Annotated in this window: 21 protein-coding genes and 1 tRNA gene; 8 read left to right on the forward strand and 14 right to left on the reverse strand. The window is 59.4% G+C overall.

Features of this window, described 5'->3' with window-relative positions:
- Window positions 1–79 precede the first annotated feature (79 nt).
- Together BW09_RS02440 and BW09_RS02445 are read left to right on the forward strand one after the other, a co-directional pair.
- The gene (locus tag BW09_RS02440; protein WP_140464657.1) at window positions 80–1435 is read left to right on the forward strand and encodes an ATP-binding protein; all 1356 of its coding nucleotides are present in this window, start codon (window positions 80–82) and stop codon (window positions 1433–1435) included.
- 58 nt (window positions 1436–1493) lie between these two features.
- Entirely contained in the window at window positions 1494–2174 is a 681-nt protein-coding gene (locus BW09_RS02445) for a response regulator transcription factor (protein WP_044088957.1), read from the forward strand.
- Between the two features lie 123 nt (window positions 2175–2297).
- Here the strand turns inward: BW09_RS02445 and galE are convergent, their stop codons facing one another.
- The 4 genes from galE to BW09_RS02465 form a co-directional block, all read right to left on the reverse strand.
- A complete protein-coding gene (galE, locus tag BW09_RS02450; protein ID WP_140464659.1) occupies window positions 2298–3320 on the reverse strand; it encodes a UDP-glucose 4-epimerase GalE in 1023 nt (340 codons plus the stop codon).
- 445 nt (window positions 3321–3765) lie between these two features.
- Window positions 3766–4725, reverse strand: a complete 960-nt coding sequence (locus tag BW09_RS02455) for a carbohydrate ABC transporter permease (RefSeq protein WP_140464661.1) — start codon at window positions 4723–4725, stop codon at window positions 3766–3768.
- Window positions 4722–5693 (reverse strand): carbohydrate ABC transporter permease, encoded by a 972-nt coding sequence (locus tag BW09_RS02460; protein WP_140464663.1) that lies wholly within the window; start codon window positions 5691–5693, stop codon window positions 4722–4724. The genes BW09_RS02455 and BW09_RS02460 overlap by 4 nt, the downstream gene beginning before the upstream one ends.
- 186 nt (window positions 5694–5879) lie before the next feature.
- Entirely contained in the window at window positions 5880–7199 is a 1320-nt protein-coding gene (locus tag BW09_RS02465) for an ABC transporter substrate-binding protein (protein WP_140464665.1), read from the reverse strand.
- Between the two features lie 1239 nt (window positions 7200–8438).
- Between BW09_RS02465 and BW09_RS02470 the strand changes: the two genes are divergently transcribed.
- The 4 genes from BW09_RS02470 (at window position 8439) to BW09_RS02485 (ending at window position 10864) form a co-directional block, all read left to right on the forward strand.
- Window positions 8439–8963, forward strand: coding sequence for a DUF3592 domain-containing protein (locus BW09_RS02470; RefSeq protein ID WP_044088952.1), 525 nt, complete (start codon window positions 8439–8441; stop codon window positions 8961–8963).
- Between the two features lie 518 nt (window positions 8964–9481).
- On the forward strand, window positions 9482–9703 hold the full coding sequence (locus tag BW09_RS02475) for a hypothetical protein (RefSeq protein WP_241451160.1): 222 nt from the start codon (window positions 9482–9484) through the stop codon (window positions 9701–9703).
- A gap of 5 nt (window positions 9704–9708) precedes the next feature.
- Window positions 9709–9996 (forward strand): ribbon-helix-helix domain-containing protein, encoded by a 288-nt coding sequence (locus tag BW09_RS02480; RefSeq protein WP_044088949.1) that lies wholly within the window; start codon window positions 9709–9711, stop codon window positions 9994–9996.
- 151 nt (window positions 9997–10147) lie between these two features.
- The gene (locus tag BW09_RS02485; protein WP_140464667.1) at window positions 10148–10864 is read left to right on the forward strand and encodes a hypothetical protein; all 717 of its coding nucleotides are present in this window, start codon (window positions 10148–10150) and stop codon (window positions 10862–10864) included.
- A gap of 20 nt (window positions 10865–10884) precedes the next feature.
- Here BW09_RS02485 and BW09_RS02490 read toward each other — a convergent pair whose 3' ends face one another.
- The 6 genes from BW09_RS02490 to serS form a co-directional block, all read right to left on the reverse strand.
- Window positions 10885–11277: a hypothetical protein gene (locus BW09_RS02490; protein WP_044088946.1), complete on the reverse strand. Its 393-nt coding sequence runs from the start codon at window positions 11275–11277 to the stop codon at window positions 10885–10887.
- A 629-nt stretch (window positions 11278–11906) separates the two neighbouring features.
- Complete coding sequence (locus tag BW09_RS02495) at window positions 11907–12383, reverse strand: N-acetyltransferase (protein ID WP_258184952.1); 477 nt, start codon at window positions 12381–12383, stop codon at window positions 11907–11909.
- A complete protein-coding gene (locus tag BW09_RS02500; protein ID WP_140464671.1) occupies window positions 12380–12649 on the reverse strand; it encodes a DUF1778 domain-containing protein in 270 nt (89 codons plus the stop codon). Before BW09_RS02500 ends, BW09_RS02495 begins: the two co-directional genes overlap by 4 nt.
- An 809-nt stretch (window positions 12650–13458) precedes the next feature.
- Window positions 13459–13546, reverse strand: a tRNA-Ser gene (locus tag BW09_RS02505).
- Between the two features lie 165 nt (window positions 13547–13711).
- Window positions 13712–14695 (reverse strand): hypothetical protein, encoded by a 984-nt coding sequence (locus tag BW09_RS02510; RefSeq protein ID WP_140464673.1) that lies wholly within the window; start codon window positions 14693–14695, stop codon window positions 13712–13714.
- A 408-nt stretch (window positions 14696–15103) separates the two neighbouring features.
- Entirely contained in the window at window positions 15104–16390 is a 1287-nt protein-coding gene (gene serS, locus BW09_RS02515) for a serine--tRNA ligase (RefSeq protein WP_140464675.1), read from the reverse strand.
- A gap of 357 nt (window positions 16391–16747) precedes the next feature.
- Between serS and BW09_RS02520 the strand changes: the two genes are divergently transcribed.
- Window positions 16748–17932 carry a diacylglycerol kinase family protein gene (locus BW09_RS02520; protein WP_181161747.1) on the forward strand — a complete coding sequence of 395 codons (1185 nt, stop codon included), beginning with the start codon at window positions 16748–16750 and terminating at the stop codon, window positions 17930–17932.
- A 61-nt stretch (window positions 17933–17993) separates the two neighbouring features.
- Here the strand turns inward: BW09_RS02520 and ptsP are convergent, their stop codons facing one another.
- From ptsP to BW09_RS02540, 4 genes are read right to left on the reverse strand one after another with little or no spacing between them, the layout of a single operon-like run.
- Window positions 17994–19799, reverse strand: a complete 1806-nt coding sequence (gene ptsP, locus BW09_RS02525) for a phosphoenolpyruvate--protein phosphotransferase (protein WP_258184953.1) — start codon at window positions 19797–19799, stop codon at window positions 17994–17996.
- A gap of 13 nt (window positions 19800–19812) precedes the next feature.
- Window positions 19813–20151, reverse strand: a complete 339-nt coding sequence (locus BW09_RS02530; protein ID WP_140464680.1) for an HPr family phosphocarrier protein — start codon at window positions 20149–20151, stop codon at window positions 19813–19815.
- Window positions 20148–21104 (reverse strand): PRD domain-containing protein, encoded by a 957-nt coding sequence (locus BW09_RS02535; protein WP_081886562.1) that lies wholly within the window; start codon window positions 21102–21104, stop codon window positions 20148–20150. Before BW09_RS02535 ends, BW09_RS02530 begins: the two co-directional genes overlap by 4 nt.
- Before the next feature lie 46 nt (window positions 21105–21150).
- The gene (locus BW09_RS02540; RefSeq protein WP_140464690.1) at window positions 21151–23286 is read right to left on the reverse strand and encodes a glucose PTS transporter subunit IIA; all 2136 of its coding nucleotides are present in this window, start codon (window positions 23284–23286) and stop codon (window positions 21151–21153) included.
- A gap of 334 nt (window positions 23287–23620) precedes the next feature.
- Here BW09_RS02540 and BW09_RS02545 point away from each other — a divergent pair, with 334 nt between their 5' ends.
- Window positions 23621–25117, forward strand: a complete 1497-nt coding sequence (locus BW09_RS02545; RefSeq protein WP_140463711.1) for a sugar porter family MFS transporter — start codon at window positions 23621–23623, stop codon at window positions 25115–25117.
- The last annotated feature ends 264 nt before the right edge of the window (window positions 25118–25381 follow it).

A 25381-nucleotide genomic window follows, 5' to 3' on the forward strand; every position in this document is an offset into this window, starting at 1 on the left:
CCCGGAGAACACCCTGATTCGTCCCTGAACATCGGCGTAAAACCCGATGTGGGCTCCCCGAACGCGGCACAATGGAATCATGACCTCATCTACCCTGCATGACGCCGAGCCCCTGCTGCCGTCGCGCATGCCCCTGATGCGCCCCAAGCACGGCCGATGGCTGACCGGCGTATGCCAAGGCATCGCCTTGCATTTGGGCGTCTCCGTGGTCTGGGTCCGATTGGCGTTCATCGTATTGACGATGCTGTATGGTTCCGGCATCATCGGGTATGTCTTCCTGTGGATTTTCGTACCTGCCGGAGACCCGGTCGCCGCGACGGCAGCCCGGAGGGACACGGTTCCGCCCGATCAGGCACCTTTGTCCAAAGGCAACCAACCGGTCAACGCGCATGGATCCGCGATCCCCGCAGAAGACGTCTTCGGCACCAATGAATCCCTGACCGAAGCGGTGCAGCGCGCCCCCAAACCCGCGCTTGTGGCCCTTGGCGGTTTCGCATTGATGGCCATCGGCATGCTGTTCATGAGCGCCGGTGTGGATGATGCGATCATCATGCCGTTGCTCCTGGTGTTCGCCGGCATCGCACTGGCTTGGATGAATATGGCACCCCGAGGCATACAACTGGCCTCCATGCTGGGTGGACTGCTGCTGATCTTCATCGGCTGGGCCATGTATGTGTCCAACGTTTCGTTCATCGGCTGGGGCACCTCGCCCCGGAGAATCATGGCGTCCGGTTTTCTGATGATCGTTGCGATGGTGGTGGCCATACTGCCATGGGCCAATACCATGCTGCAACAACTCGCACGCGAGCAGTCCCTCAAGGAGCGCGAGGAGGAGCGCGCGGACATGGCGGCGCATCTGCATGATGGCGTGTTACAGACGCTGGCGCTTATTCAGCTGCATTCCTCAGAGCCGGAAAGCGTGTTCACCCTGGCGCGCGCCCAAGAGCGCGAACTGCGCGAATGGCTGTATCAGGAGCGTTCCACCACCGACCGCTCGGTGAGCGCGGGGCTCAGGTCCATCGCCGCCGAGGTCGAAGATGGCCACGGCAAGCCGATCGAAGTGGTCACCGTGGGGGACGCAAGACCCAGCGCACAGACCGATGCCTTGCTGGATGCCACCCGTCAGGCGCTAGTCAATGCCGTGACGCATGGCGGAGAACCGATTTCGCTCTATTGTGAGGCCGGTCCTTCATTGGTGGAGGTGTTCGTGCGTGACCATGGCACCGGTTTCGATATCCACACCGTGCCCAAAGACCGACTGGGCATTCGGGAATCGATTGTCGGCCGCGTCGAACGCCGGGGCGGTACAGTTGAAATCGTATCCAGAGCGGGATGGGGCACGGAGGTCCGCATGCATATGCCGATTGCGCCGAATACGCCGAAAACGCCAAGTGCGCCGAAAACCACAGCGGACACCGCATCAGGCGGCATGTGAGCGCAGCATCGCGTTCCGGCTTCGGGAGAAGAGAACGGCAGACATGGAAGGAGAAAGCATGAGCGAGACGGATGATACGAGGATCCGCGTGGCGGTGGTCGATGATCATGAGATGTTCCGCGCGGGAGTCATCGCCACGCTGCGCGATGAATTCGACATTGTGGGTCAGGCGGCCGACGTGCCGAGTTCCGTGGCGGTGATCGCCCAGACAAAGCCGCAAGTGGTGTTGCTGGATGTGCACGTGCCGGGCGGTGAAGGCGGCGGAGGCGCGGAAATCCTGCTGAAATCGCGCCCCTACTCCCCCAACACTGCGTTTCTGGCACTGTCCGTTTCCGATGCCCCGCAGGACGTGGGTTCGGTGATTCGCGCCGGCGCGCGTGGCTATGTGACCAAGACCATCACCGGCGCCGACTTGATCTCCTCCATCAAGCAGGTACAGGAAGGGTATGCGGTCTTTTCGCCGAAATTGGCCGGATTCGTCTTGTCGGCATTCCAAGGCGGCGCGTTCGGGGCCGCTTCCGACACGCCGGTTCACGACGAGGAACTAAATAGGCTGTCCGCACGAGAGCAGGAGGTGATGCGTCTGATCGCCCGCGGATACACCTATAAGGAGGTGGCTGCGGAGCTGTTCATCTCCATCAAAACCGTGGAGACGCACGTGAGTTCGGTGCTGAGAAAGCTTCAGCTTTCCAACCGCACCGAGCTCACGCGCTGGGCGGCTGACCGACGAATCGTATGACCGCGCATGCGCCGATCTTGTATGGAGCCCATATATGACTAAGTCCCCTCTCGTTGGAGGGGACTTAGTCATATGATTAGCGAATCAGCGGCTCGGCAAATAAGCCGAGTAAACCGAGTCTCGTCACTTGGCGTCGCGGAAACCGTTCGGGTTCTTGGTCTGCCAGTTGAGGGAGGACTTGGCCATATCATCGATGGTCAGCTCGGCCTTCCAATCCAGCTCGCGTGCGGCCTTGGAGGCGTCGGCGTAGCAGGCGGCGATGTCGCCGGGGCGGCGGGGCTTGATCACGTACGGGATGGCGTGGCCGGCGGCCTTCTCGTAGGCCTTGATGACCTCGAGCACGGAGTAGCCGTGGCCGGTGCCCAGATTGTAGGTGAAGACGCCGGTCTTGTCGATGTGATCGATGACGGCGACGTGACCCTTGGCCAGGTCGACCACGTGGATGTAGTCGCGCACACCGGTGCCGTCAGGGGTGTCGTAGTCGTCGCCGAAGACCTGCACGGCCTTGAGCTCGCCGATGGCGACCTTGGCCACGTACGGGGTGAGGTTCGCCGGGATGCCCTTCGGATCCTCGCCGAGGAGGCCGGACTCGTGGGCGCCAACCGGGTTGAAGTAGCGCAGCAGCACGATGGTCCACTCCGGGTCGGCCACGTGCACATCGCGCAGGATCTGCTCCTGGAACAGCTTGGAGGTGCCGTACGGATTGGTGGTGCCGCCGGTCGGGGTCTCCTCGGTGATCGGGAGCTCCTTCGGAGTGCCGTAGACGGTGGCGGAGGAGGAGAAGATGATCTTCTTCACGTTGTGGGCGCGCATCACCTTGAGCAGCACCAGCGTGGAGTACAGGTTGTTGTCGTAGTATTCGATCGGCTTGGCCACGGACTCGCCCACAGCCTTGAGGCCGGCGAAGTGGATGACCCAGTCGATCGGATTCTCATCGAAGATCTTGTTCATCAGAGCTTCGTCACGCACGTCGCCGTCGTAACGCTTGATCTTCTTGCCGGTGATCTGCTCGACGCGGTCGAGGGCGATCGGGGATGAGTTGCCGTAGTTGTCTACGGACACCACATCGTATCCCTTGTTCAAGAGTTCTACATCAGTATGGGTGGCAATGAAGCCCGCGCCACCCGTAACCAGAACAGTGGTCATGTGCTCTCCTTGAAGGATGTGCATTTCTGTTTCCAGAATGTGCGCTTTTGTTCTTTCACTTCTGAGTTTACTGAAAAATAGTGACAAAATCAAACAAACTCGGGCGGTTCGCATGAACATATGGTGTGAATATACGGTGACGCACCTCGATGCATCGGACTACGTCCAATGAGAACGATCACAGAAGCCGCCGGCATACGTTCATACAAAAAATCCGGCACCGCAATCGGCTCCAAATCAGGATTCTGACTGCGGGAACCCTGCGGAACCGACCACAGCACCGGAAGCATATGATCACACCCCGCAATCAAGGACATCGCCAACCTGGCGATCATCTCAACGATTGCGGGGCGTCCACTCCTTCCAAAGGTAAAAGGAAGACACCGCCCGACATCGAAGGAGTGGTACAAGTATGTCGGGCGGCGTGGAATGTGCGGCAGTGCTCTCAGCCCTTGACGGCACCGGCGGCCAGACCGGCCTGCCAGTAACGCTGGAGACCGAGGAAGAGAACGATCACCGGGAGCACGCCGAGCAGGGCACCCATCATCAGGGCGCCACGATCGGTGAACGTGGCCAGCGAAACCATGCCGTACAGACCCAGAGTCACCGGCTTGAGGGTGTCGGAGGAGACCATCATCAACGGCAGCAGGAAGTTGTTCCACGTAGCCACGAACAGGAACAGGAAGATCGTGACCATGGCCGGGGCGAGAATCCTCAACACGATGGTGAAGAAGATTCGCGCCTCGCTGGCGCCATCGATGCGGGCTGCTTCGAGCAGCTCGTTCGGCACCGAGGTCTGCGCATACACGCGGCCCAGGAAGAAGCCGAACGGCGAGACGCAGCACGGGATGATGATGGCCAGCATCGTGTTGGTCAGGTGCACGGCATGGAAGATGGAGTACTGCGGGATGGTCAGCAGGGCGGCCGGCATCAGCATGCAGCCCATGATGACGCCGATGGCCAGGTTCTTGCCCTTGAAGTTGAACTTCGCGGTGGCATAACCGGCCATTACGGCCACCAAGGTTCCGACCAACGCGGATACACCGGAGTAAATCAGAGAGTTCAGCACCCAACGCCAGAACTGGCCGCGGGTCCAACCGAGCAGCGTGGAATAGTTCTTGGCGATGGCGGCAGGCAGATCAGGCAGCCCCACTGCGAACCACAGACCATTGCCGCTGGTCATCTGGCTCGGCGTCTTGGTGGACGCGATGATGGCCCAGTAAATCGGGAACAGGAAATAGATCAGCGCAAAGACCAGCACGAGGATGGTGACGGTCTTGACCAGCGCATTCGGCTGCATGGAGCGAGGCAGGTCGTTCGCGTGCTTGTCGCGGATCTTGTCGGCCTTCTTGCGTGCTCGCGCAGCGGCACGGGATTCTTTGTCATTCAGTTCTGCGGTGCTCATTCTGCGTTCACCTTCCTTTCAACGAGCGTGTAGACCACGGCGAGCACGCCTGCGATCAATGCCATCACGATGGCCACTGCAGATGCCGGACCGTCGCCACCCGGGGTCAATGTGCCCTGCGAAGTGTTGAGGGCCATCATCATCGGGGTGTACGACTTCGAGATGCTCGGATCGGAGATGGCCATGACCTGAGGCTCGTTGAACAGCTGGATGGTGCCGACGATGGACAGCAGCATGGCCAGCAGAGCGGCTGCACGCACGTTCGGCAGCTTGATTCGCATGGCGATCTGGAAGCCGTTGGCGCCATCGATGCGGGCGGCCTCATAGAGGTCATGCGGAATGGCCTGCAACGCGGCGAGGAAGATCAGCATGTTGTAACCGGTGAACGTCCATGTGGTGATGTTGGCCATGGAAGCGAGCACGACATTGTCAGCGAAGAAATCGACTTTGATACCGATTGCGGCCAGCATTTTGACCAACGGGGAAATCTGACCGTTGTACAGGTAGACCCAGATGATGGACGCCACCACGCCAGGAATGGCGTATGGCAGGAAGTAGCTCAGACGGAATGCGGTGATGTGCTTGACGATGTAGGAATCAATGAGCATGGCCAGCACCAATGCGCCAATGATCATGATCGGCACCTGGACCAGGGTGTAGATGACCACCCTGCCCACGCCGGCCCAGAAGTTTCCGGACGTGACGACATATTGGAAGTTCTGCAGACCGACGAACTTGTTCACCAGTTCGCCGCCGCCGTATGCGCCACCGCCCACGGTGACCTGACGGAAGAAGCTCGAATAGATGGCCCAGATGATGGGCAGAATGAAGACCAGAGCGAACAGGATGCCGAACGGTGCCATGAAGGCCCAGCCGGTGCGGTTCTCACGCTTGGCGGCGTCGGAAGCCTTCGGTTTGGCGGCACGCTTGGCGACTCCCGTCTTCGCCGTTTGTGTTGTTGCAGTCATAGGAAACCTGTCTTTCAAAAGAACAGTGAAAAAGAAGAAGTATGAACAGTCATGCGTGGTGTTTCAAATCGGATGCCCACGAAGATGACCGATTGCATCATGGATGAAAAAAGGCCGGAGTATCGAGCTCCGGCCTTTCAATTTGCAAGTGATGAGATTAGCGGCTGGAAGGGACCTTAGCCGTTATCACTCCTTGACGGACAGGCCGAGGTTCTTCAGCGTATCCACGGAAGTGGTCTGCGCTTCGGAGAAGATGTCGGCGACCTTGCCAGAGCCATCAGAGGCCTTGGCGGCGGTCTCGTTCATCTTGGCGACGACGGCGGAGAAGCCAGGCATGTAGGTGAAATCACCCATGTTGTTGTTGGCGTCCTTGAATTCCTTCATGATGTCCTGCTTGCTGAAGAAGTCGGACCAGTCGGACGGGGTCTTGGCATCCTCGGTGGTGGCTGCCGGAACCAGACCCTGGGAGACCAGGTCAGGAACCTGGGTGTTGAACCAATCCAGGAACTCCATGGCTTCCTTCGGGTGCTTGGAGCTCTTCAGCACAGCCACAGCGGAACCACCGTCAGGGCCGGTCTTGCCAGCATTGCCGAACCAATCACCAAGCTGGGTGACCTGCCACTCACCGGCACCAGTGCCACCGGAGGAGGTGATGAACAGCGGGGCTTCCCAAGCGGCGGCCACCGCGCCAATGAGCTGGCCGTTCTTGATGGACGCATCGAAAGACGGATCCCAACGCGGGTTGGTGGTCACGGCCTTGGCGTCAAGCAACTGCTGGTAGAAGTCGGCGGTTGCCTTGGAGCCATCGGTCTCGGTGTTGACGACCCAGGAGTCACCATCCACCTTGTACCAGCCACCGGAGGCACCGGCCAGACCGGAGATCATGTTGCCGGCCTCATCGGGCTGGTAGGACATGATGTACTTGCCGGCAGCGGCGGCCTTCTTGGCGGCTTCGATGAAGTCGGATTCGGTCTGCGGAACCTCGGTGATGCCGAGCTTGTCGAACTCGGCCTTGTTGTAGAAGTACACCAGCGGGCCGGTGTCCTGCGGCAGGCCATAGGTCTTGCCACCCACCTGTGCCAGGCTGAACGGACCGGCGGCGTAGTGGTCCTTGTACTGATCGGCGTACTGGCTGACGTCCTGCAGCATACCCTTGGTGAAGACCTCAGGCAGCTCGGCGTAGCCGACCTGGGCGAGATCCGGAGCCTCGCCGGACTTGACGTCGGTCTCAAGCTTCTTGATCATTTCGGAGGCCTTGCCATCGAACTTGGTGGCCGTGACCTGGATGTCCGGGTGTTCCTTGTTCCACTTGGCGACGATGTCCTTGACCAGGGTCATGCCCTCGGAATCAGGAAGACGGTGCATGTACGTAATGGTGACCTTGCCGCCGTCGCTGCTGCCACCGTTGTCCGTGCCGGCAGTGTCGCTGCCGCAACCGGCAAGACCCATACCCATAGCGGCGACCGCCGCGAGCGCAGCCACAAGGCGCTTGTTGTGCGATACCATATCTCTACTCCTTCGTTATGGCTTCATCACTTCTCTGTGACGAACAATCTCAATCTATGCTTTCTGTTAAGAATTGTCAACTTTGCTAACAATCTCAGCGAGCCTCGCGGAAAAACATGTTGTTTCAACCGTTTCGACATACATTAAGTCTGTTAACTAATTGACTCCTCCCTTGCGCATATCCTGATGTTCGCTTGATCGCGTGACCGGTTACATGATATCACCAATCGCGCGCCTCGCCACTCGGACATGTATCCGTTCTGTGAACAAAGTGTGAAGCTGTGATCGAAGTCTCATTTGCTATGCCATTCGCCATACTATTCGCCGTGCCATTCGTCATGCCCCTCGCCATGCCATTCGCCATACTATTCGCCGTGCCATTCGTCATGCCCCTCGCCGCGCACCACGGCTGAACAATCAATGGAACAAAACAGGCTTGGGTGGTTTGGGCCTGAACGCCGTTTTGGCGGTCGGTGCCGGACCAGTCGTCGCCGGACCAGTGGGATCTGTATTTGGACGTCGGTGCCGGCCTTTCAGATGACTTCTTCGGCAGCACTTCTTCGGCAGCACATGGGTCGAAACATAAGTTATTCATGGCATCGGTTTATGTTTCGTCCCATTCTCTACCCTCAAAATGGGTCGAAACATAAACCGCAGACGCGTTTACCTTATGTTTCGACCCACACAGTCCAGTACGAGCGGATAGTTGAGGCACAGTTATGCAGCCAACTCGCTTACGAGGGGCTGATTTCCGCTTGCCGGAACATCCATCTGCGTTACGAGGGGCTGGCTTCCCCAAGCCCCGTGCGTGGAAACCGCATTGCGCCAACGCCATTCAGCCATTCTGCGGCGTTGCTACTCCAGCAACCAGCCCCTCGTAACACAGATAGACCTTCCCGACAGTCCAAATCAGCCCCGCGTAACGCAGAAATACACACTAGTGGAGCCATAAGGCGTTACGCAACAACGAGAAGGGGTCTAGACAGGTCATCTAGACCCTCCTTGGCGGCGGACAAAGCGAGAGTCACCATTGTATTGACGCTCAGATATTGGAAACATTGAGTTTTCCAGCCATAAAAATGGGCCGCCACGCATCGAACCCCACATTGTTCATGTTGGCCCATCATCTCAAATCCACCCCGGCAAGACGATTACTCCTGATATAGTCAGGAGTGGAATAACGAACAACGACGTCGTCGACCTGCACGCAGTATCGCAGAAGCTCGCGGAAGGCAAATCATGGTTTCAGACGATCACAGCATTTCCGAATCAACCAGCGACACCAATCAACAGCATGCCCGTTACGGCGGCGGCATCCGCGGTTTCTGGAATCGATGGATGCGGGACTCTATATGCGGATGGTTCAGTCTCGTCGGCGTGATTCTGCTGGTGGGCTTCGCCGGAGCCCTCATCGGCGAAATAAACCTGCGAATGGACTGTACCGAAATCACCGACGGCACCGTGACACAGATGATCCGCGTCGAGGACGACGACTCCGTCACCTGGAAGCCGGTGTTCCGGTACGACGTAGACGGAAGAATCTACGAACAGGAGTCCTCGGTATCGTCATCCCCGCCGCGATACAAGGTGGGGCAGGCCATAATCATACGGTACGATCCAGCCGACCCGAACCGGTACGTGGCGGATGGCGACTACACCTCCTTGGTTGTACTCGGCGCCGTAGTAATCATGTGTCTCGGATTCACGTCCGTGCTGCCCGTGGCAATCATCATCAGCAAACGCCGACAATCCAACGAGACCTAATCACTCGCGAAGACACACGAGAAGACACGCCAGAGCCCTTGAAATTACACTTGAAATGACAGGCGTTTCGACACGAAAAAGGGTTTCAGGCAATTGCCTGAAACCCTTGGTGGCGGACAGAGCGAGGGTCACCATTATATTGGCGTTCAGATATTGGAAACATTGGGTTTTCTAGCCATACAATAATGGGACGCACCACATCGCGCCCCATATCGTTCACTTGGCCCATCATCTCAACTCCACAGGAGTCGAGCAATTACCGAACCGCTACAGGCGATTCTACCGGCAGGGGCAGCCAAATAACCACAGAGCATTTCTGAGAGAAGACCCGACAATCCTCGAAGCCCTCGCCCCCTCGCCCTCACACCCTACCAACGACCCCTTTTCTTTTCGTATACATAATGGTATTCTTTTCGTATACGAAACTCCAGAGAGGAGGTGTGATGACAATACTCGTACACCCAAGAGTGTTGCAGAAACGCCCCTGGCTGAACGAGAGAGAAATACTCTCCACTTGGATGGACGCCGCACGAATATTGCCCCGTCAGGGCGAATACGAGCCCAATCAGAAGATGGCCGTCGGATGGGACTGGCATGGACGGCTCACCGAACTCATCGCCTATGAAGGCGAAGAGGACAACGAGTGGATTATTTTCCACGTCGCGCCAGCACGCAAGAAGTTTCTGGCCGAGATGGGATTCTCGGACGCAGAGATACGACAACTCATCGGAAGGAGGTGACCAAGATGGCAGATTACAAGGCAAAAGGTGGAATCGAAATCACCGACGATATGATCGACCAGTGGGACGAGGACGCCGACAACGGCATCTTCCACGGCAAGCCCGGCAAGCTTGTCATCAACAAACCGCTGGGCCGTCCACCGCTTTACGAGGAGCCGATGGTTCCGATCACATTCCGTATACCAGAAAACGACGCGAACGCCCTGCGTGAGGCCGCCGAGCGCCGCGGCATCTCTTTCGCGGACATCATGCGTGAGGCGTGCCACCGGGAATTGGAACGGCAACACGCCTGAAAAAAGACAACACCATGTCCTCTCGAATCCGCTCAGTTCGAGAGGACATCTTTTTTTCAAGCCCACGATAGTATGGTGTCAAAACTATTCGATGAGGGCGGCAGTGATGTGTGGATTGACTGATACCGTGCGGTGGAGAGCTGAGCGAAGCGTGAGAGCGGTGTTGGTCAGCGGGGTGCCGCTTGATGACGTGGTTGAGGCCACTCTGTTGGCCAAGCTCATCCCCTGCGGCATATCCGACAAGGGCATCGAGTGGTCCTGGACACAGGAATGGACCTCTCGCACCAGCACTGACCATGATCCATCGGTTCGGGATTTCGTGAAGGACAACGCCACTGAGAGCAAGACGACGTCCCGGCAGCAGCTTGAAACACTCCTCCATGCACTGCATCGCAAAACCACCTCTGATAACCCGCAGTGGCTCGGAGTCGTAGACGAGAAGATCATCGACTTCGTCTGTCTGGACATCCCCGCCGTCAAACCTTCCGATGACTGGCAGGTTGTTTTCTCCCGCGCATATATGCATGCGTTCTGCCGTGTGTGGGAATCCGCCCGCAAGGACGACGGACGTACAGCCTCGACTCGCTTCAGAGACCTTGGATCCTATCTCGCCTCGCACCTGTACGCGGTCGGGCAGATCACCGCCTTGCGTCGCACATTGAAGAAGACCGGGCAGCTTGAAGAAAGAAGGCTGCTGCAGGAGTTCTGGACGGAGCGCATACACAGGTATGATCAATGGCTCGGCTTCGCCATCGGGTCGACCTATGAGCCGGAATGGTATGCCGCCGCCCAGTCCGGCGACATCGATGCATACTGGCGGTCAATCAACGATACACAGCGCACACCCAAAATCAATCAGGAAAGATAGCCCAGCATCTCCGGGGAACCTTATCTTATTCCCCTTGTCCGTCTGCGTTGACAGATGTGTTGATGCTGATGCTGTGCGCTCATCGATTGCTTGACCGCCCGTAATTCTTCAAGCTTTTTGGCGGCTAGCGAGACTCTAGCCTCACGCACTCGCAATTCGTAGACGAAATCATCCGGCTTGGGCACTCCCCTCTTCGACAATCGGGTTAAGAACTCGGACAGAGACTGATATTCATCATATTCTGCAGCAAATCTCTCTTCGGCGCGGGCGATTGCTTCATTGATACCACTGCTCTGAAGTCGTTCAGACGATTCTCTTTTTTGCTCTCGTGCAGCACGATGCTCTTCCTGGCGTCGCCGAACCGCCTCAGGGCTCAGCGCCTTTCTGATGTCCTCAACCGTGGTAGTCATCATGCGTCCTTAGCATGCTTACATTTATCGGGTCGCGGGTGTCCCGCCATCGACGGGAACACCGGAGATGCAGCAAGTGTGGCCACACTTGCTATGCTTGCTGTTCCTTTTGCCGCGCACCATTCAGCGAGCAGCTACCTGCCGATTTCATCGTTATTCTCCTTTCGCGAAGCTTGGTTCCATCCAACACGGACAGGAGAAGACAAGTGGTCACTCTCGGTTTTTCGACGGCAGATCGCGATGGCATAGATTTGCAGCAGCCCAAGCATTCAGCACCGATAAGAACACTTGCCAAGCTGCACTATCCTTCTCGCAAAAGCACCCTTGACAGAGAAGGGCAAGCGACCCAACGGAACGAAGCGAAGTGGTCGCGCGGCAGCAGCTCAAACCTTACCAATCCAGCAGATTCATCGATAGGGATCATGCAAATTCACCGAATCCACTGTCGATAATTCTCCTATGAAATCAATCCGATTCCCAATGCCGGGTCGGTGAGAGCCCGCATGGCCTAGTGCAGGAGATGATAAGAGCGGCGTCATCGACTAGCATCACACCGTAGGGTTGTCGTCAATGACTTCAGGCGTTAACAGGCCGATGCATCCGCTGGTAGGAGACGCCCAGCATGACACCGATCAACACGGCAAAGGCAGGAACATACGACGCCCGGCTCCGATCGGACGAAAACCATACCGGGCATAGAATCCGGACGCCTTCACGCCGGCAGGTTCGACCAGCAAGGCGCGTGCGCCGATGATCTCCGAAGCGGCGCACGCGCGCAAAGTGGCATCACGCAGAAGCTGGGCGCCAAGATGCATGGTCTGATACCGTATATCGACCCCCAGCATGCCCAACAAGACGACAGGAACCGGATCGGGGCTGTTACGTTTCAGCCAGCCGTTCGCTTCGATATGAGCGACGCTATAGGCGCTGAGTGTGTAGTAGCCGGCAAGGGAGCCGTCAGCGAAAGTGCCATATGCGACGGCGGTATGTTGCTTTGATGCGCCTTTGAGATGCCTTTGAAGCCAGTTGTTCACAACTGGTAGGCCGCAATCGAATCCCGCTACGTCGTCGTCGGTGGTCAGTCTTCGTGGTTTGGCGAATGCGGTCATGACCAGATCGGTTCGCTTTCCAGGAGCTCTTTCATCTGCTGGGGCATTGGCTCATCCAGGGCGCGAATGAACGAGTCCCAGTTTTCGTCGTCAAGACGGATGATGCGGGATTCGTGTATGTCTCGTTCTGCGGCGTCGAGCAGGTTGGTGAGCGCCCATTGTGATGTGCTGAGCCCTTTGAGTTCGGCGGCTTGGTCGAGGCGTTGCTTTTGTGTGGGGGTGAGCCGCATTTCGAATCGGCTTGCTTTGTTGGTTATTGTTTCCATGCCAATAAGTGTACGGCGATTGTACGTAACAAACAATCTCGGAGCCACGATCTTTTCGCCTTTCGCACCGGTGCTCCACGCATGACTGGTTCAATGGAAGGCATGAACATCCTGTGGAAAATCATCACATGGTGCAACCATTACCAGTTCATCATGTGGACCACAGGAATCCTCACCGCAATTGCCGCCCCCTAGTCGGCTACGCATACTACCTGTTGAACGCCGGCGGAGAGCCGGCGGAGGACGGTGCCGATGGATGTCAGACCAGATCTCATACCCTATCTCAATTCTTTCTCACCCTTCTACCTTCTTCTTCATTCTCTACATGTGCAACCTACGCGACCTACCGACCTACACCTTGGAATCATTGGGGTTTCGCAACCTACACGTGCAGCCTACGCGGCCTACAGGCATTCTGCTTGTAGGCCGCGTAGGCTGCATATGTAGGCGGCTGAATCCCTTATGGCAGTAGGTGTAGGTCGGTAGGTCGCGTAGGTTCGTCATATTTAGAGAACATCTCAATAGGGGTCTTATAGCGGGCTTGATACACCACTCCATGTGCGTTATTGCGAGCCTTGATACTGCCGAATGCATTGCGCTTCGCCTTCCTTGGCATAGCCTGAACCTCCCCAGGGTTAGCGGGCGGGATTCGACACGGAAATTATCGCCCCACCAGCCGCCCCACATCGATAGTGTATTCGAGCGATCGCGCATAATCAAACAAACAAGGGAAGATACGCCAAAACCCTTGGAATTACAGGCATTTCGACATGAAAAAAGGGTTTCAGGCAATTGCCTGAAACCCTTGGTGGCGGACAGAGCGAGATTCGAACTCGCGGAGGGTTGCCCCTCAACGGTTTTCAAGACCGTCTCTTTAGACCGCTCAGACATCTGTCCATATATTCGTACTCGCAAACGTCTTGCACGTCAGCCGTTACAGTGTAGCGCAACATGGCGAAAATAGCGAACACCGACATACGTCGTTCTGCATATCATCGATGAAATCGAACCATGCATCAGACAGTCTCGACACTTGTCGTTAGGCTATGGCTGTCTGTGCGGTCAATTGCCGCTTCCCTCATCCGGTTGATCTTCAGCAGAAGCAGCTGCGGCTGCAGCCCCGACGTCTCCAGCACTGAGCACCAGACCGGCGAAGTATGGAATGGCACACAACACGACGCTTGCAATTATCGATGCAGCCAGCCACCACAATACCCATGTTTCCACGAAGCCCCACAGCACGGTGTGCGGATCGCCAATCATGCGATGAGCGGACATATATCCAAGTATCGGCAGCGTAACCGGCAACGTTAGCACACCCCAGCACACTACATCGGCCAGAAGCGCAGCCAGCCCCGGAACCAACAACACGGTCCCGACGATCATGAAGAAAGACAGCAGCCAGGTCACTGGGTCAACCATGCCGCCTCCGGTCACACCACGAATTCCGGAACCGAACTGATTACCCCAATGCAGCACCCTAATCGGCCCGGCCATAACCCACGTAAGACCGCTCAACACACCGACGCCGCTACCTGTTAGGATATGAGCCATCAGAAGCGCCAGGCCCATAGCCACACCACCGGCTACATTGACCAGAATAATGATGCCAGTGCCTATCAGGAACAGTTTGCCGACCTTCCCGGCAACCAGTTTGGTCCACATCCTCGCCGGCCAAACGAGACAGTCCAGATAGCCACGAACCGGCCGATTCCAATGTCGGAACAACAACACAACGAACGGTACCACGCACACAATCGCATATTTGCTGAATACCCACCACAACAACCGGAAAAGACCGGATATCGATCCCATCACCACGTACGCACCTTCAGCGCCATCATACGATAGGGAACGATTGGGGTTAGCCTCCACATACTGCCGGCTGAGCTCATTATCGGGATTGGCCGACACCATATCGTTCGCAATAGAGTTCATAGCACGACCGGCCCAAGATTCCGGTGACGCGCCAAACACACTGAAATGCGGGAAAAACTGCGAAAAAACAACGACTGCAGCCGCAACCACTGCAAACACGACCAGCATGGCGTATGGCACCATAAGCAGACGGGCGATAACACCCCTCACTGAGGACGATGGGCCAACTCCGGAATCACCTTGTCGCTGCTGTACCGAATCAGAATCCGTAGTCATTTCATACCCCTACCATTCTCCGGCCTGTCATTAGACCAATCTGATAGATACGATGCATCAACGGAAACCGATGCCGCACAGCGCCCTCGTCCTCTATCTAGACCGCCCACAAAAAGCCTATCTTCTCTCGGCGTGATTATAAGCATCATACAAACAGCGTTACATACACAATCCCAGAAAACGAGTACATGCACTCATCTTCTGGGATTGTATGGAATATGGAATCTTCTGCGATTGCCGGTCAATATGCAGCACACATTGCGCAGCCGTGTGACGCACATTGGCGACATGCCTGACGAATCAGGCTTCCCACTTGGTCGGCTCAATGACCTCGCGACCGCCCATGTAGGGGCGCATGGCCTTCGGGATCTCGATGGAGCCGTCCTTCTGCTGGTGGTTCTCGAGGATGGCGACCAGCCAACGGGTGGTGGCCAGCGTGCCGTTGAGCGTGGAGACCGGACGGGTGGAACCGTCTTCCGTGCGCTCGCGGATGTTGAGACGGCGAGCCTGGTACTCGGTGCAGTTGGAGGTGGAGGTGAGCTCGCGATAGCGGCCCTGGGTCGGCACCCATGCCTCGCAGTCGAACTTGCGGGCGGCGGAGGAGCCAAGGTCGCCGGCGGCGGTGTCGATGATGCGGTACGGCACTTCGACCTTGGCGAGCATCTCCTGCTCCATCTCGAGCAGGTGCTGGTGCTCAGCATAGGAGTTCTCCTGCTTGGCGTACACGAACATCTCTACCTTGTCGAACTGGTGCACGCGGATGATGCCGGACGTATCCTTGCCGGCGGCACCGGCTTCGCGGCGGTAGCAGGACGACCAGCCGCAGTAACGCAGCGGACCATCGGACAGGTCGAGGATCTCGTTCTCGTGCATGCCGGCGAGTGCCACTTCGGACGTGCCGACGAGGTACTGGTCGTCGGGCTCGCGCAGGCGGTAGATCTCATCGGCGTGGGAGTTGAGGAAACCGGTGCCGGCCATGACCTCGGGACGCACCAGCGTCGGGGTGATGGCGAGCACGAAGCCGTGCTGCTCCGCCTGGTCGACGGCCATGGTCAGCATGGCGATTTGCATGCGCGCAACCGCGCCGCGCAGGAAGTAGAAGCGGGAGCCGCCGACCTTGACGCCACGACGCATGTCGATGCCCGCGACCTCGGTGCCAAGAGTCAGATGGTCCTTCGGCTCGAAGCCCTCGGCTGCGAAGTCACGGATCTGGCCGACCTTCTTGACGACCACGTAATCGTCCTCGCCGCCTTCGGGAGCCTCGGGCTCGACGATGTTGGACAGCTTCCACATGGCGGTGGTGTATTCCTCGGCTGCGGAATCGGCCTTGGCCTTGTATTCGGCGACCTTGGCTGCCAGCTCCTTGGTCTGGGCGATGAGCTTGGCCTTCTCGTCGGCGGGGGCAGCGGCCACCTGCTTGCCGATCTCCTTCTGCTGGGCACGGGCCTCCTCGAAGGCCTTCAGCGATTCACGACGGGTGGCGTCGGAGGAGAGCACCTCATCGACGAGTTCCACGGACTCGCCGCGTTTGCGCTGGGATTCCTTGACGATATCGGCGTGTTCACGAATGAATTGAATATCAAGCATGCGCCCAACACTACCGCCGCAAGCCGACACGCGGTATGCACAAGCAAGCCCGAATCGGCATTCGTATCGAATGCCGGAAGCACCCCCGGAAACGCCACCTGCACCGCTGTGACGTACAGTCCGAACAGCGAACGAATGAAATGTCACCCCACACCCCAGCCGAACCGCACAAGCAATTTGGCCGAATGGCCTTGAGTGCGTCGCGCATCATGCATGCCGTCTGCCCGCGAACAACCGCAAACTCCACCGCAACAAACCATCACGACAGCAACCCCTGCCGCGCATGACGTGCACAAACTGTTCATGTTCACGCATCTTGCGCCGCTTATTCCCACGGTCACGCTAACAATAGGAGTCATGTCTCAGCCTGTCGTCACCGCGCTCATCGTCGCCGTTGTTATCCTCGTGATCGTGGCCATAGCCGCCGTAGCACTCGTGCTGCGAGCGCGACGCCGCCGCAAATTGGCGGAATCATTGGAGAAACGTCGTGACGACGAGGTGCAGTACGCTTTCGTGATCAACCCCTCCAAACCGCAGGCAGCGACGCAGCGGTTGCACATACAGGAGTTCTGCCGCTCCAAAGGCCTGAACCGTATTCGTTTCTATGACACGCAGCTCGACAAGGACGGGCGCGCCTGCGCCAAGGAGGCGCTGGCGGACGGCGCCGACGTGGTCATCGCAGTGGGAGGCGACGGCACCGTGCGCACGGTGGCGAGCGCCGTTTCGGGCACCGGCCACGCCCTCGGCATCATCCCGATCGGCACCGGCAACCTGTTCGCCCGCAACATGGGCATTCCGGTGGATGACATCGACGCGGCGCTGACCGTGGCGACATCCCACGGCTCACGTCTGGTGGATATGGGGCGACTCTGGCTGCTTGACCATCCTGAGGACGACCACGGCCATGCGTTCCTCATCATCGCAGGCATCGGTTTCGACGCGGCCATGATCGACGACACCGATCCCGCTTTGAAAGCCAACATCAGCTGGCTCGCCTACTTCGTGGGCGGTTTCAAGAACCTGTTCGCCCCGAAATACCGGGCCAATCTGACCATCACCAGTCCCGATGGCTCCTCGCACTCCATCCGCAATCTCGACTTCCGTACAATCATGGCCGGCAATTGCGGCCAGATTCCGGTATTCTCTCTGATGCCGGCCGCCTCATATGACGACGGCATCCTCGATTTCGAGGTCATCGACACCACCGGCGGCATCCTGGGCTGGGCGAATCTGTTCGGCGACGTGGTGCATCAGACGCTGACCGGCAAGCCCGAGCAGAACCCGCTGTCCACGAACTCGACCGTGGAGCAGATTCAGGGCACCGCCGCCGAAATCACGCTGGAGAAGCCGGCTAAGGCGCAGGTGGACGGCGATATGTTGCCGGAGACGCGCCACATCCGCTTCTCGGTGGACCGTCGCGCGCTTATTGTCCGCGTGCCGGCATCGACGCTCTCCTCTCTGGAGAAGACCGCGCAAGTGGCGGCGGCGAACGCCACGGCCGATTTCGCCGAAACCACCGCGCTGCTCGAGCCAATTCGCTGAACCCCCATGTCAGCGTCCCACGAGTGCTCCACTTGCACCTTCCGCGGTTAAACCGTCGAAATCACAGCACATCACGCAGCCTGACGTCGGCGAGCGCCAACGCGGATTGACGGGCTTCCACCGCCGAACGCGCGTCGAGCGCGGCTTGTGCCATACGCTTGCAATCAGCCAGACTGTGCAACCGCAACGCGGACCGTACAGCGACCGTCTTCCGCCATGCCATCGACAGCGACCGTATGCCTAAGCCCACAAACACCAATGCCAGCAGAGGATCGCCCGCAGCTTCGCCGCACACGCTAATCGGTTTTCCGGCTGCCAGACCGCCCTCGACGGCTATCCGCATCATGCGCAGCAGGGCGGGCTGCCATGGGTCGAGCAGGCTGGACAGGCTGCTGTCAAGCCGGTCAGCCGCCATCGTGTATTGCGCCAGATCATTGGTGCCAATCGACGCGAAATCCGCCACGGCGAGCAATGACGCGGCCTGTACGGCAGCGGCCGGCGTTTCGATCATGATGCCGGCATACGGCAGGCCAGCATCATGCGCTTTGTCCACGAACCATTTCGTCTCCTGCACGGTCGTGACCATCGGGGCCATCACCTTCAGACTGTGCCCCGAAATACTGTGCCCCGAGGCCCGATATGCATCGGCGAGCGCCACAAGCTGCGTATCGAGAAGATCCTCGCGCCGTATGCCCAAGCGTATGCCCCGCACACCAAGCGCCGGGTTGGTCACGGCCGGCGTTTCGTTACCGCCGATTCGCGCGAAGGCAAGCGGTTTGTCGGCACCGGCGTCGAATGTGCGAACCACCACCGGGCGGCCGTCGAACGCTTGGACTGCCCGGGTATACGCTTCGGTCTGCTCCGCCTCCGTCGGCGCCTGCGAACGGTTCAGGAACAGGAATTCACTACGCAGCAAGCCGATGCCATCTACGCCGGCCCGGGCTGCTTCCTCCGCTTCGGCCGGAGTGCCGACGTTGGCATTCAGCAGTATCCGACATCCATCAGCGGTCATGGCGAAGGCGTCACCAGCGGCAGCGCCGGCTGCAGTACCGTCAGCGGCACCGGACGCACTGTCGTGGAGCAACGCCTTCCGCCGGGCGGCGCGTCCGGCGGCACGATAGAGGTCGGCGGCATCGGGATTGATGATCACCTCTCCGGTGCCACCGTTTAGGACAATCCGGGTATCATCGTCTGCCGCTTCCATCACGCCATGCACCCCCACCACGGCCGGGATGCCGCGTTCGGCGGCCAGAATGGCGGTATGGCCGGTCGCTCCTCCCTCTTCCAGCACCAGTCCGCGTACTGCAGCGGGGTCCAATGCGGCGGCATCGGCGGGTGACAGGTCTCGGGCGACGAGAATCACCGGGATGTCGCATATGGCATCGCTCACGGCATCGCACTGGGGCCCTGCGCTCGGCAATTCCCGCAACTCGGCGATGAGGCGACTGCGGATATCGTCGAGATCGGTGATTCGTTCGGCCATCATGCCGCCGGCCTTGCCGAAACGCTCGATGTATTCGCCCACGGCGTTGGCCACGGCATGAGTCACGCCATCGCCGGCCGACAGGTGCTTCATGATGGCTTTATCCAAGCCGCGATCCTCCGCCAATCGTGCGTTGGCCGCGAGCATGGCACGGGTCGTGTCATCAGCCGCTTGAAGGGACCGTTCCCTCAGCGAGGACGCGACGGCAGCCATCGCCGCACGTACACGTATCATGTCCAACTGTGGATCCGCGCATGCCGGCTCCCCCTCGTCAACGCCCGGCGGCTCATGCATCAGTCGCACGCGGCCGCTGGCCACACCGGAGGAAACCCCGATGCCCCGCAATACACGACGTTCGTCACCATTCATCTGTGCGCCCGACATCAGAAGACTCCCATCAGACTCCATCAGCCGCATCGAAATCGCGGGCGAGCAGCGCGGCGAGCTCGTCCAGTTTCGCTTCGATGTCCTCGGCAGTGGCATCTGCAGCATTTGTGGCATCTGCGGCACCCGCTCCGCTCGCACCGGTTTCCCCCTCATCGACGCCGATGGTCACCGTCTCTCCTCCGGCGATGCCGAGCGCCATGATATCCAAGGCGCTGGAGGCATCCGCTTCCTCGCCGCCATGCCGTAGCACCACGTCGAGCCCGGTCTGTTCCACGGCAGTGGCGAACATGGCAGCCGGGCGCGCATGCAGTCCCATGGCACTGCCTACCGTTACCGTTCGGGTGATCATCGCGCCTCCTGCCTGGGATTATTCTGCTTGCGATCGGGCTGTCTGTAATCGGCCATGCTGCCCTCGGCTTGTCTGCCGCCGGCATGGCTCCCGTCATCCGGCACGGCGACGGCCCGCTCTGCGTCGGCGGTGACTCGGGCTACGTGCATCGCCAGATAGGCGACTTCGTCCTCGCTGATATCCGCGTCGAGCCGCAGCTCCAGCAAGGATCGGATGGTGCTCGCGCAACGTATGGCCTTGGGGTAGGCGGCACGGATCGCCTCGATGATGGGCGCCGGCTCGCCATCCAGCTGACGGTGCTGGTGCACTCGGATGAACAGGTAGCGCAGATGGGTAATGAATCGACCCACGTTCACCGACTCACGATCCAACACCAGCCCGTACGTCTTCTCGATGATGTCCAGCATTTGCTGAATGACGCCGGTCATCGTATAGGTGTAGGTCAGGTCGCCGGTGGCGAACCCGGCATTCACCAGATGCATGGCCAGCGAGGTCGCCTCGCCATCTGGCAAAGGTGCGTCAAGCCGAGAGTTGATTGCGGCGAGCAGCGACCGCCCCTGCTCATACTCACGCGGATAGAGGTTGCGCACCTCACCAATCAGCGGGTAGGCCACATCGATGCCACGCCGTCGCCGTTCAACCGCGCCGGCGATATGGTCGGAGAGCGCCAACACCAGTGTGGCGCTTGCGCTCTGATGCTCGTCCAGGCCGGTCTCCTTCATGGCGTCGACCACCAGGCGAATGGTTTCCGGAGCGATGCCCGCCAGCATCTGCGCGAGATGGTCCGGGTCCCGGCCGTCCGACGGCACGAAGGTCCGCACGATCTTCGATTCATCCACCGATTGGCCCGGTCTGGCCTGGAATCCCAAGCCACGGCCCGTGAGAATCACTTCTCCGCCGTTGCCGTCTTTGGCCAACACGACGTTGTTGTTGAAGACCCTCAGTATCTCCATGGCATCCTCCTTTCACCGTCTGCATCGCTTTCTCCGGCACCGTTGGTCACCGCTCTACATCGATGATAGGGTCACCGACCCGCACGGTTCTCGTCTGACGCTCCGACATGTCGGATTCCCCTTGGCTCAGGTTTCCCCTGCCGAGTGGCGTCCCGTTCGCGGGGACGGTCAGCAATGGCGTGACCGACGTCATCGCAGCGCTGTTCACCACGGTCACGACAACCACCATGCTGCGGCCGGACTCGGCAACCGCATGGCGATCGACCTGCATCACCGGCTCACCCTCCTGCACTGCGTCGCCTTTGCCTACCTGCAGCACGAAGCTTTCACCATCCATATCGGCCGTGTCCAAACCGACGTGCACCAACACCTCGACGTTGTCATCGGTTTTGATGCCGAATGCATGCCCCGTTCTGGACACGGTTTTCAGCATACCGGCAACGGGCGCGCATACCGTCATCATGCCGTCGCGCTCACTCGGCATCACACCGATGCCTTCGCCCAACGCCTTGGAGGCGAATACCGGGTCGCCAATGGTATCCAGACCGACCAGTGTGCCGCTCACCGGCGCGAGTACGGCATGGGAGGACTGCATCCCGGATGTTCCCGTATCCATATCAGCCGGCACAGCACCGCTTGGCCCCTCGCCTGGTATCGGGCCATCCGGCGACGGCGCATCATGCACGACGCCATCGGCTGACCGTCCCGGCTTCGCGGAGGGCCCGGCATCCTGCGGGGTGCGGTAATCGAATACGACCACCAGCGTCATCGCCACCACGAACGCGACCGCGATGGACGACGCATATACCCATGCCCGGTCGAACACGGGAATCGTCAATAGCGATGAGAAGGCGAAGGCAGTGGTCGTCACCCCGTGCACGGTTTGGCCGTCCGGCAGCACGGAGGGGAACAGGCTGCCCAGCACCGCACTGGACACGCCTCCGGCCGCGCACCCGGCAAGCAGCCACCGATAGATGCGGCGATGCTGCAGATGAATACCGTACAGGCTGAGTTCCGAGACACCGCCCAGCAATCCCGCCAGCAAAGCGCTCAGCGCAGTCTGGCGCATGGCCGAATCCCGGTCGCGGACGGCGAGCGCCAACACGCCCGCCGTCGCTCCGAAGCACGCGAAGTTCCATACGCCCATCGGGCCTTGCACGAAGTCATATCCCAGTGTCTGAATATTCACGAGCATCAGGGCGTTCAGTGGCCAATGCAGGCCCAACGGCACCAAAAACGGGTACAGCATCGGGATAAGCAACGCGAACAGGAACGGCACATGCGCGTCCAACCAAGCCGTGCCCGCGCTCAACACATCGCCGATCCACACACCGAAAGGACCGATGAGCAGCACCGTGAGCAGATAGACGGACACCAGCGAAAGGAACGGCACGAACACCAGCTGCACGCTGCCGGCAATCACCCGTGAAAGCCCGTGATATACCATTGCGAGCGCGACTGCCATCAGCAACGGCACGATGATGTTCCCGCCATAATCGCGGATCGGGAGGACCACGCCGAACGCGGTGACCCCGCCAGTGATTCCGGCGAGGCGCGGCGCCATCAAGGCAGCCATGATCGCGCCGCCAAGCCACGGGTCGACATTGAGCTTGCGGGAGGCGTTGTAGGCGATCATCACCGGAAGCAGCATGAACATGCCCTCCCATATCGTCTTCAGCAGATTCCATTCCTGTGCGGCGCCACTGGCCGGCATACCGCCGAACGCCACCATTACATTGGCCAGGGCGATGACCATCGATGCGCCGAGCAACACCCCAAGCAACGGGCGGAATGCGTCGGATACGTAATCGAACACAGCACCCGCCCATGCGCGCGCGGACTTCGGCCAATGGCGATGCGCCGGCGTATCGGTCACCGTGGTGCCAGGAGCCGAAGTGTCTGTCGCCGGGGTGCCTGCCGAGGCCAGTACCGCCACGACCGCCTCATACACCGATGCCACGGCGCCACCGATGACGATCTGGCAACGTCCGCCGGGACGGGAGAACGCGCCCAGCACCCCATCGATGGCCTCAACGCGGGCGAAGTCGGCCTTCCGCTCGTCTGCGAGCGCGATGCGCAGGCGTGTGGCGCAATGCGTGACCTCACGGATATTGTCTGGACCGCCGAGGGCTTCGACTATCCGCATCGCCATCGAAGTATTTCCCACAGCCACTCCTCTCATGGTTGTCGTCATTGTCTCGCATACGCCATCACAGTATCGCGCTTCGGAGTGTCGCGGTCGAAAACGTCGTATTCTATGTTTCACACGTTGCGTAGCAGGGTTGTTACTTGGAAACGAGGCAAGACCTGGAGCGATGTGGAATTTGCATATCCTATGGGCTATTGTCCATGGCGATATACCAGTTCCACATTGTTCCAGGTCTTTTTTGTTGTCCAAGTACATCGATGATGTGCTCCTGCTCGCAGCACACAACGCCGCAGACGCACGGCACGGCGCGACATGACGCGCAGCCGCGGACGCAAGCACTGTCAATGACGATGAAAGGAACAGGACAATGACGACGGCAGCATCATCACCCACATCGACCCAGACCACGGCAGACGCGACCAACGCCGTGGCGAGCAAAGCGGCAAGCGAGGCGGCGAACGCAATCGAAGCGATAGAGGCCATGGAATCCCGCGGCTTCTTGTCTCGATTCCCGCTCAACAGCTCGTTCATCTTCACGTTCGGCGCGCTGGGCGGCATGCTGTTCGGCTTCGATACCGGCATCATCTCCGGTGCCTCCCCGCTCATCGAATCCGACTTCGCACTGAGCGTCTCCCAGACCGGTTTCATCACTTCATCCGTACTGATCGGCTCGTGCGCCGGCGCACTGTCCATCGGCGCACTGTCCGACCGGTTCGGCCGCAAGAAGCTGCTCATCGTGTCCGCCATCCTGTTCCTGATCGGTTCGGGCATGTGCGCCTCGGCCACCGGCTTCCTGATGATGGTCGCCGCGCGCATCATCCTCGGCCTCGCCGTCGGCGCGGCGTCCGCACTGACACCGGCCTACCTCGCCGAACTCGCGCCGAAGGAGCACCGCGGTTCACTGTCCACGCTGTTCCAGCTCATGATCACCTTCGGCATCCTGCTCGCCTACGCCTCCAACCTCGGTTTCCTCGGCCACAACCTGCTCGGCGTGCGCGATTGGCGCTGGATGCTCGGCTCCGCACTGGTGCCGGCGGCTCTGCTGCTGATCGGCGGCATCCTGCTGCCGGAGTCCCCGCGCTACCTGGTGAACAAGGGCGACGAGCGCAACGCGTTCAAGGTGCTCACCCTCATCCGCAAGGACGTCGACCAGACGCAGGTGCAGCTCGAGCTTGACGAAATCAAGGCCGTGGCCGCGCAGGACACCAAGGGCGGCGTGCGCGAACTGTTCCGTATCGCGCGTCCGGCGTTGGTGGCAGCCGTGGGCATCATGCTCTTCCAGCAGCTCGTGGGCATCAACTCGGTCATCTATTTCCTGCCGCAGGTGTTCATCAAGGGCTTCGGCTTCCCTGAAAACGATGCGATCTGGGTATCCGTGGGCATCGGCGTGGTGAACTTCGTCTCTACCATCGTGGCCACGCTGATCATGGACAAGTTCCCGCGCAAGACGATGCTGATCTTCGGCTCCGTGGTGATGACCGTTTCGCTCGCCATTCTCGCCGTGATGAACTTCGTGGGCGACGTGGCCGTGCTCGCCATTCCGACCATGATCCTCATCGCCTTTTACATCCTCGGTTTCGCCATCTCGTGGGGTCCGATCGCATGGGTGCTCATCGGCGAGATCTTCCCGCTGTCCGTGCGTGGCATCGGCTCCTCCTTCGGCTCGGCGGCCAACTGGCTGGGCAACTTCGTCGTCTCCCAGTTCTTCCTCATGCTGCTTGCCGCATTCGGCAACAACGTGGGTGGCCCATTCGCCATCTTCGGCGTGTTCTCGCTGCTGTCCATCCCGTTCGTCATGCGGTTCGTGCCGGAGACCAAGGGCAAGTCGCTGGAGGAGATCGAAGCGGAGATGACCCGCCGTTGACGGTCGCGATGACTGCAATCACTGCAATGACTGCAGTCATCGCAGTGATCGTTCTGATGATGCGTTGAGGCAATGGCCGACGTTCGCGATTTCGCGGCGTCGGCCATTCTCATAAAGCAGCTTTTCCAATGTTGGCATGTAACGACCGCGCGGTTTCACCGTCCATAAGCCAGTTATCTGCAGTCAATCATGCGATTCCACGCGATTCCATGCCTCAAGCATGTCCCGCGCAGCGCCCCAGGAACCCAACGAGATATGAATTTT

Source organism: Bifidobacterium sp. UTCIF-1 (genome assembly GCF_006408915.1).
Classification (GTDB): Bacteria; Actinomycetota; Actinomycetes; order Actinomycetales; family Bifidobacteriaceae; genus Bifidobacterium; species Bifidobacterium reuteri.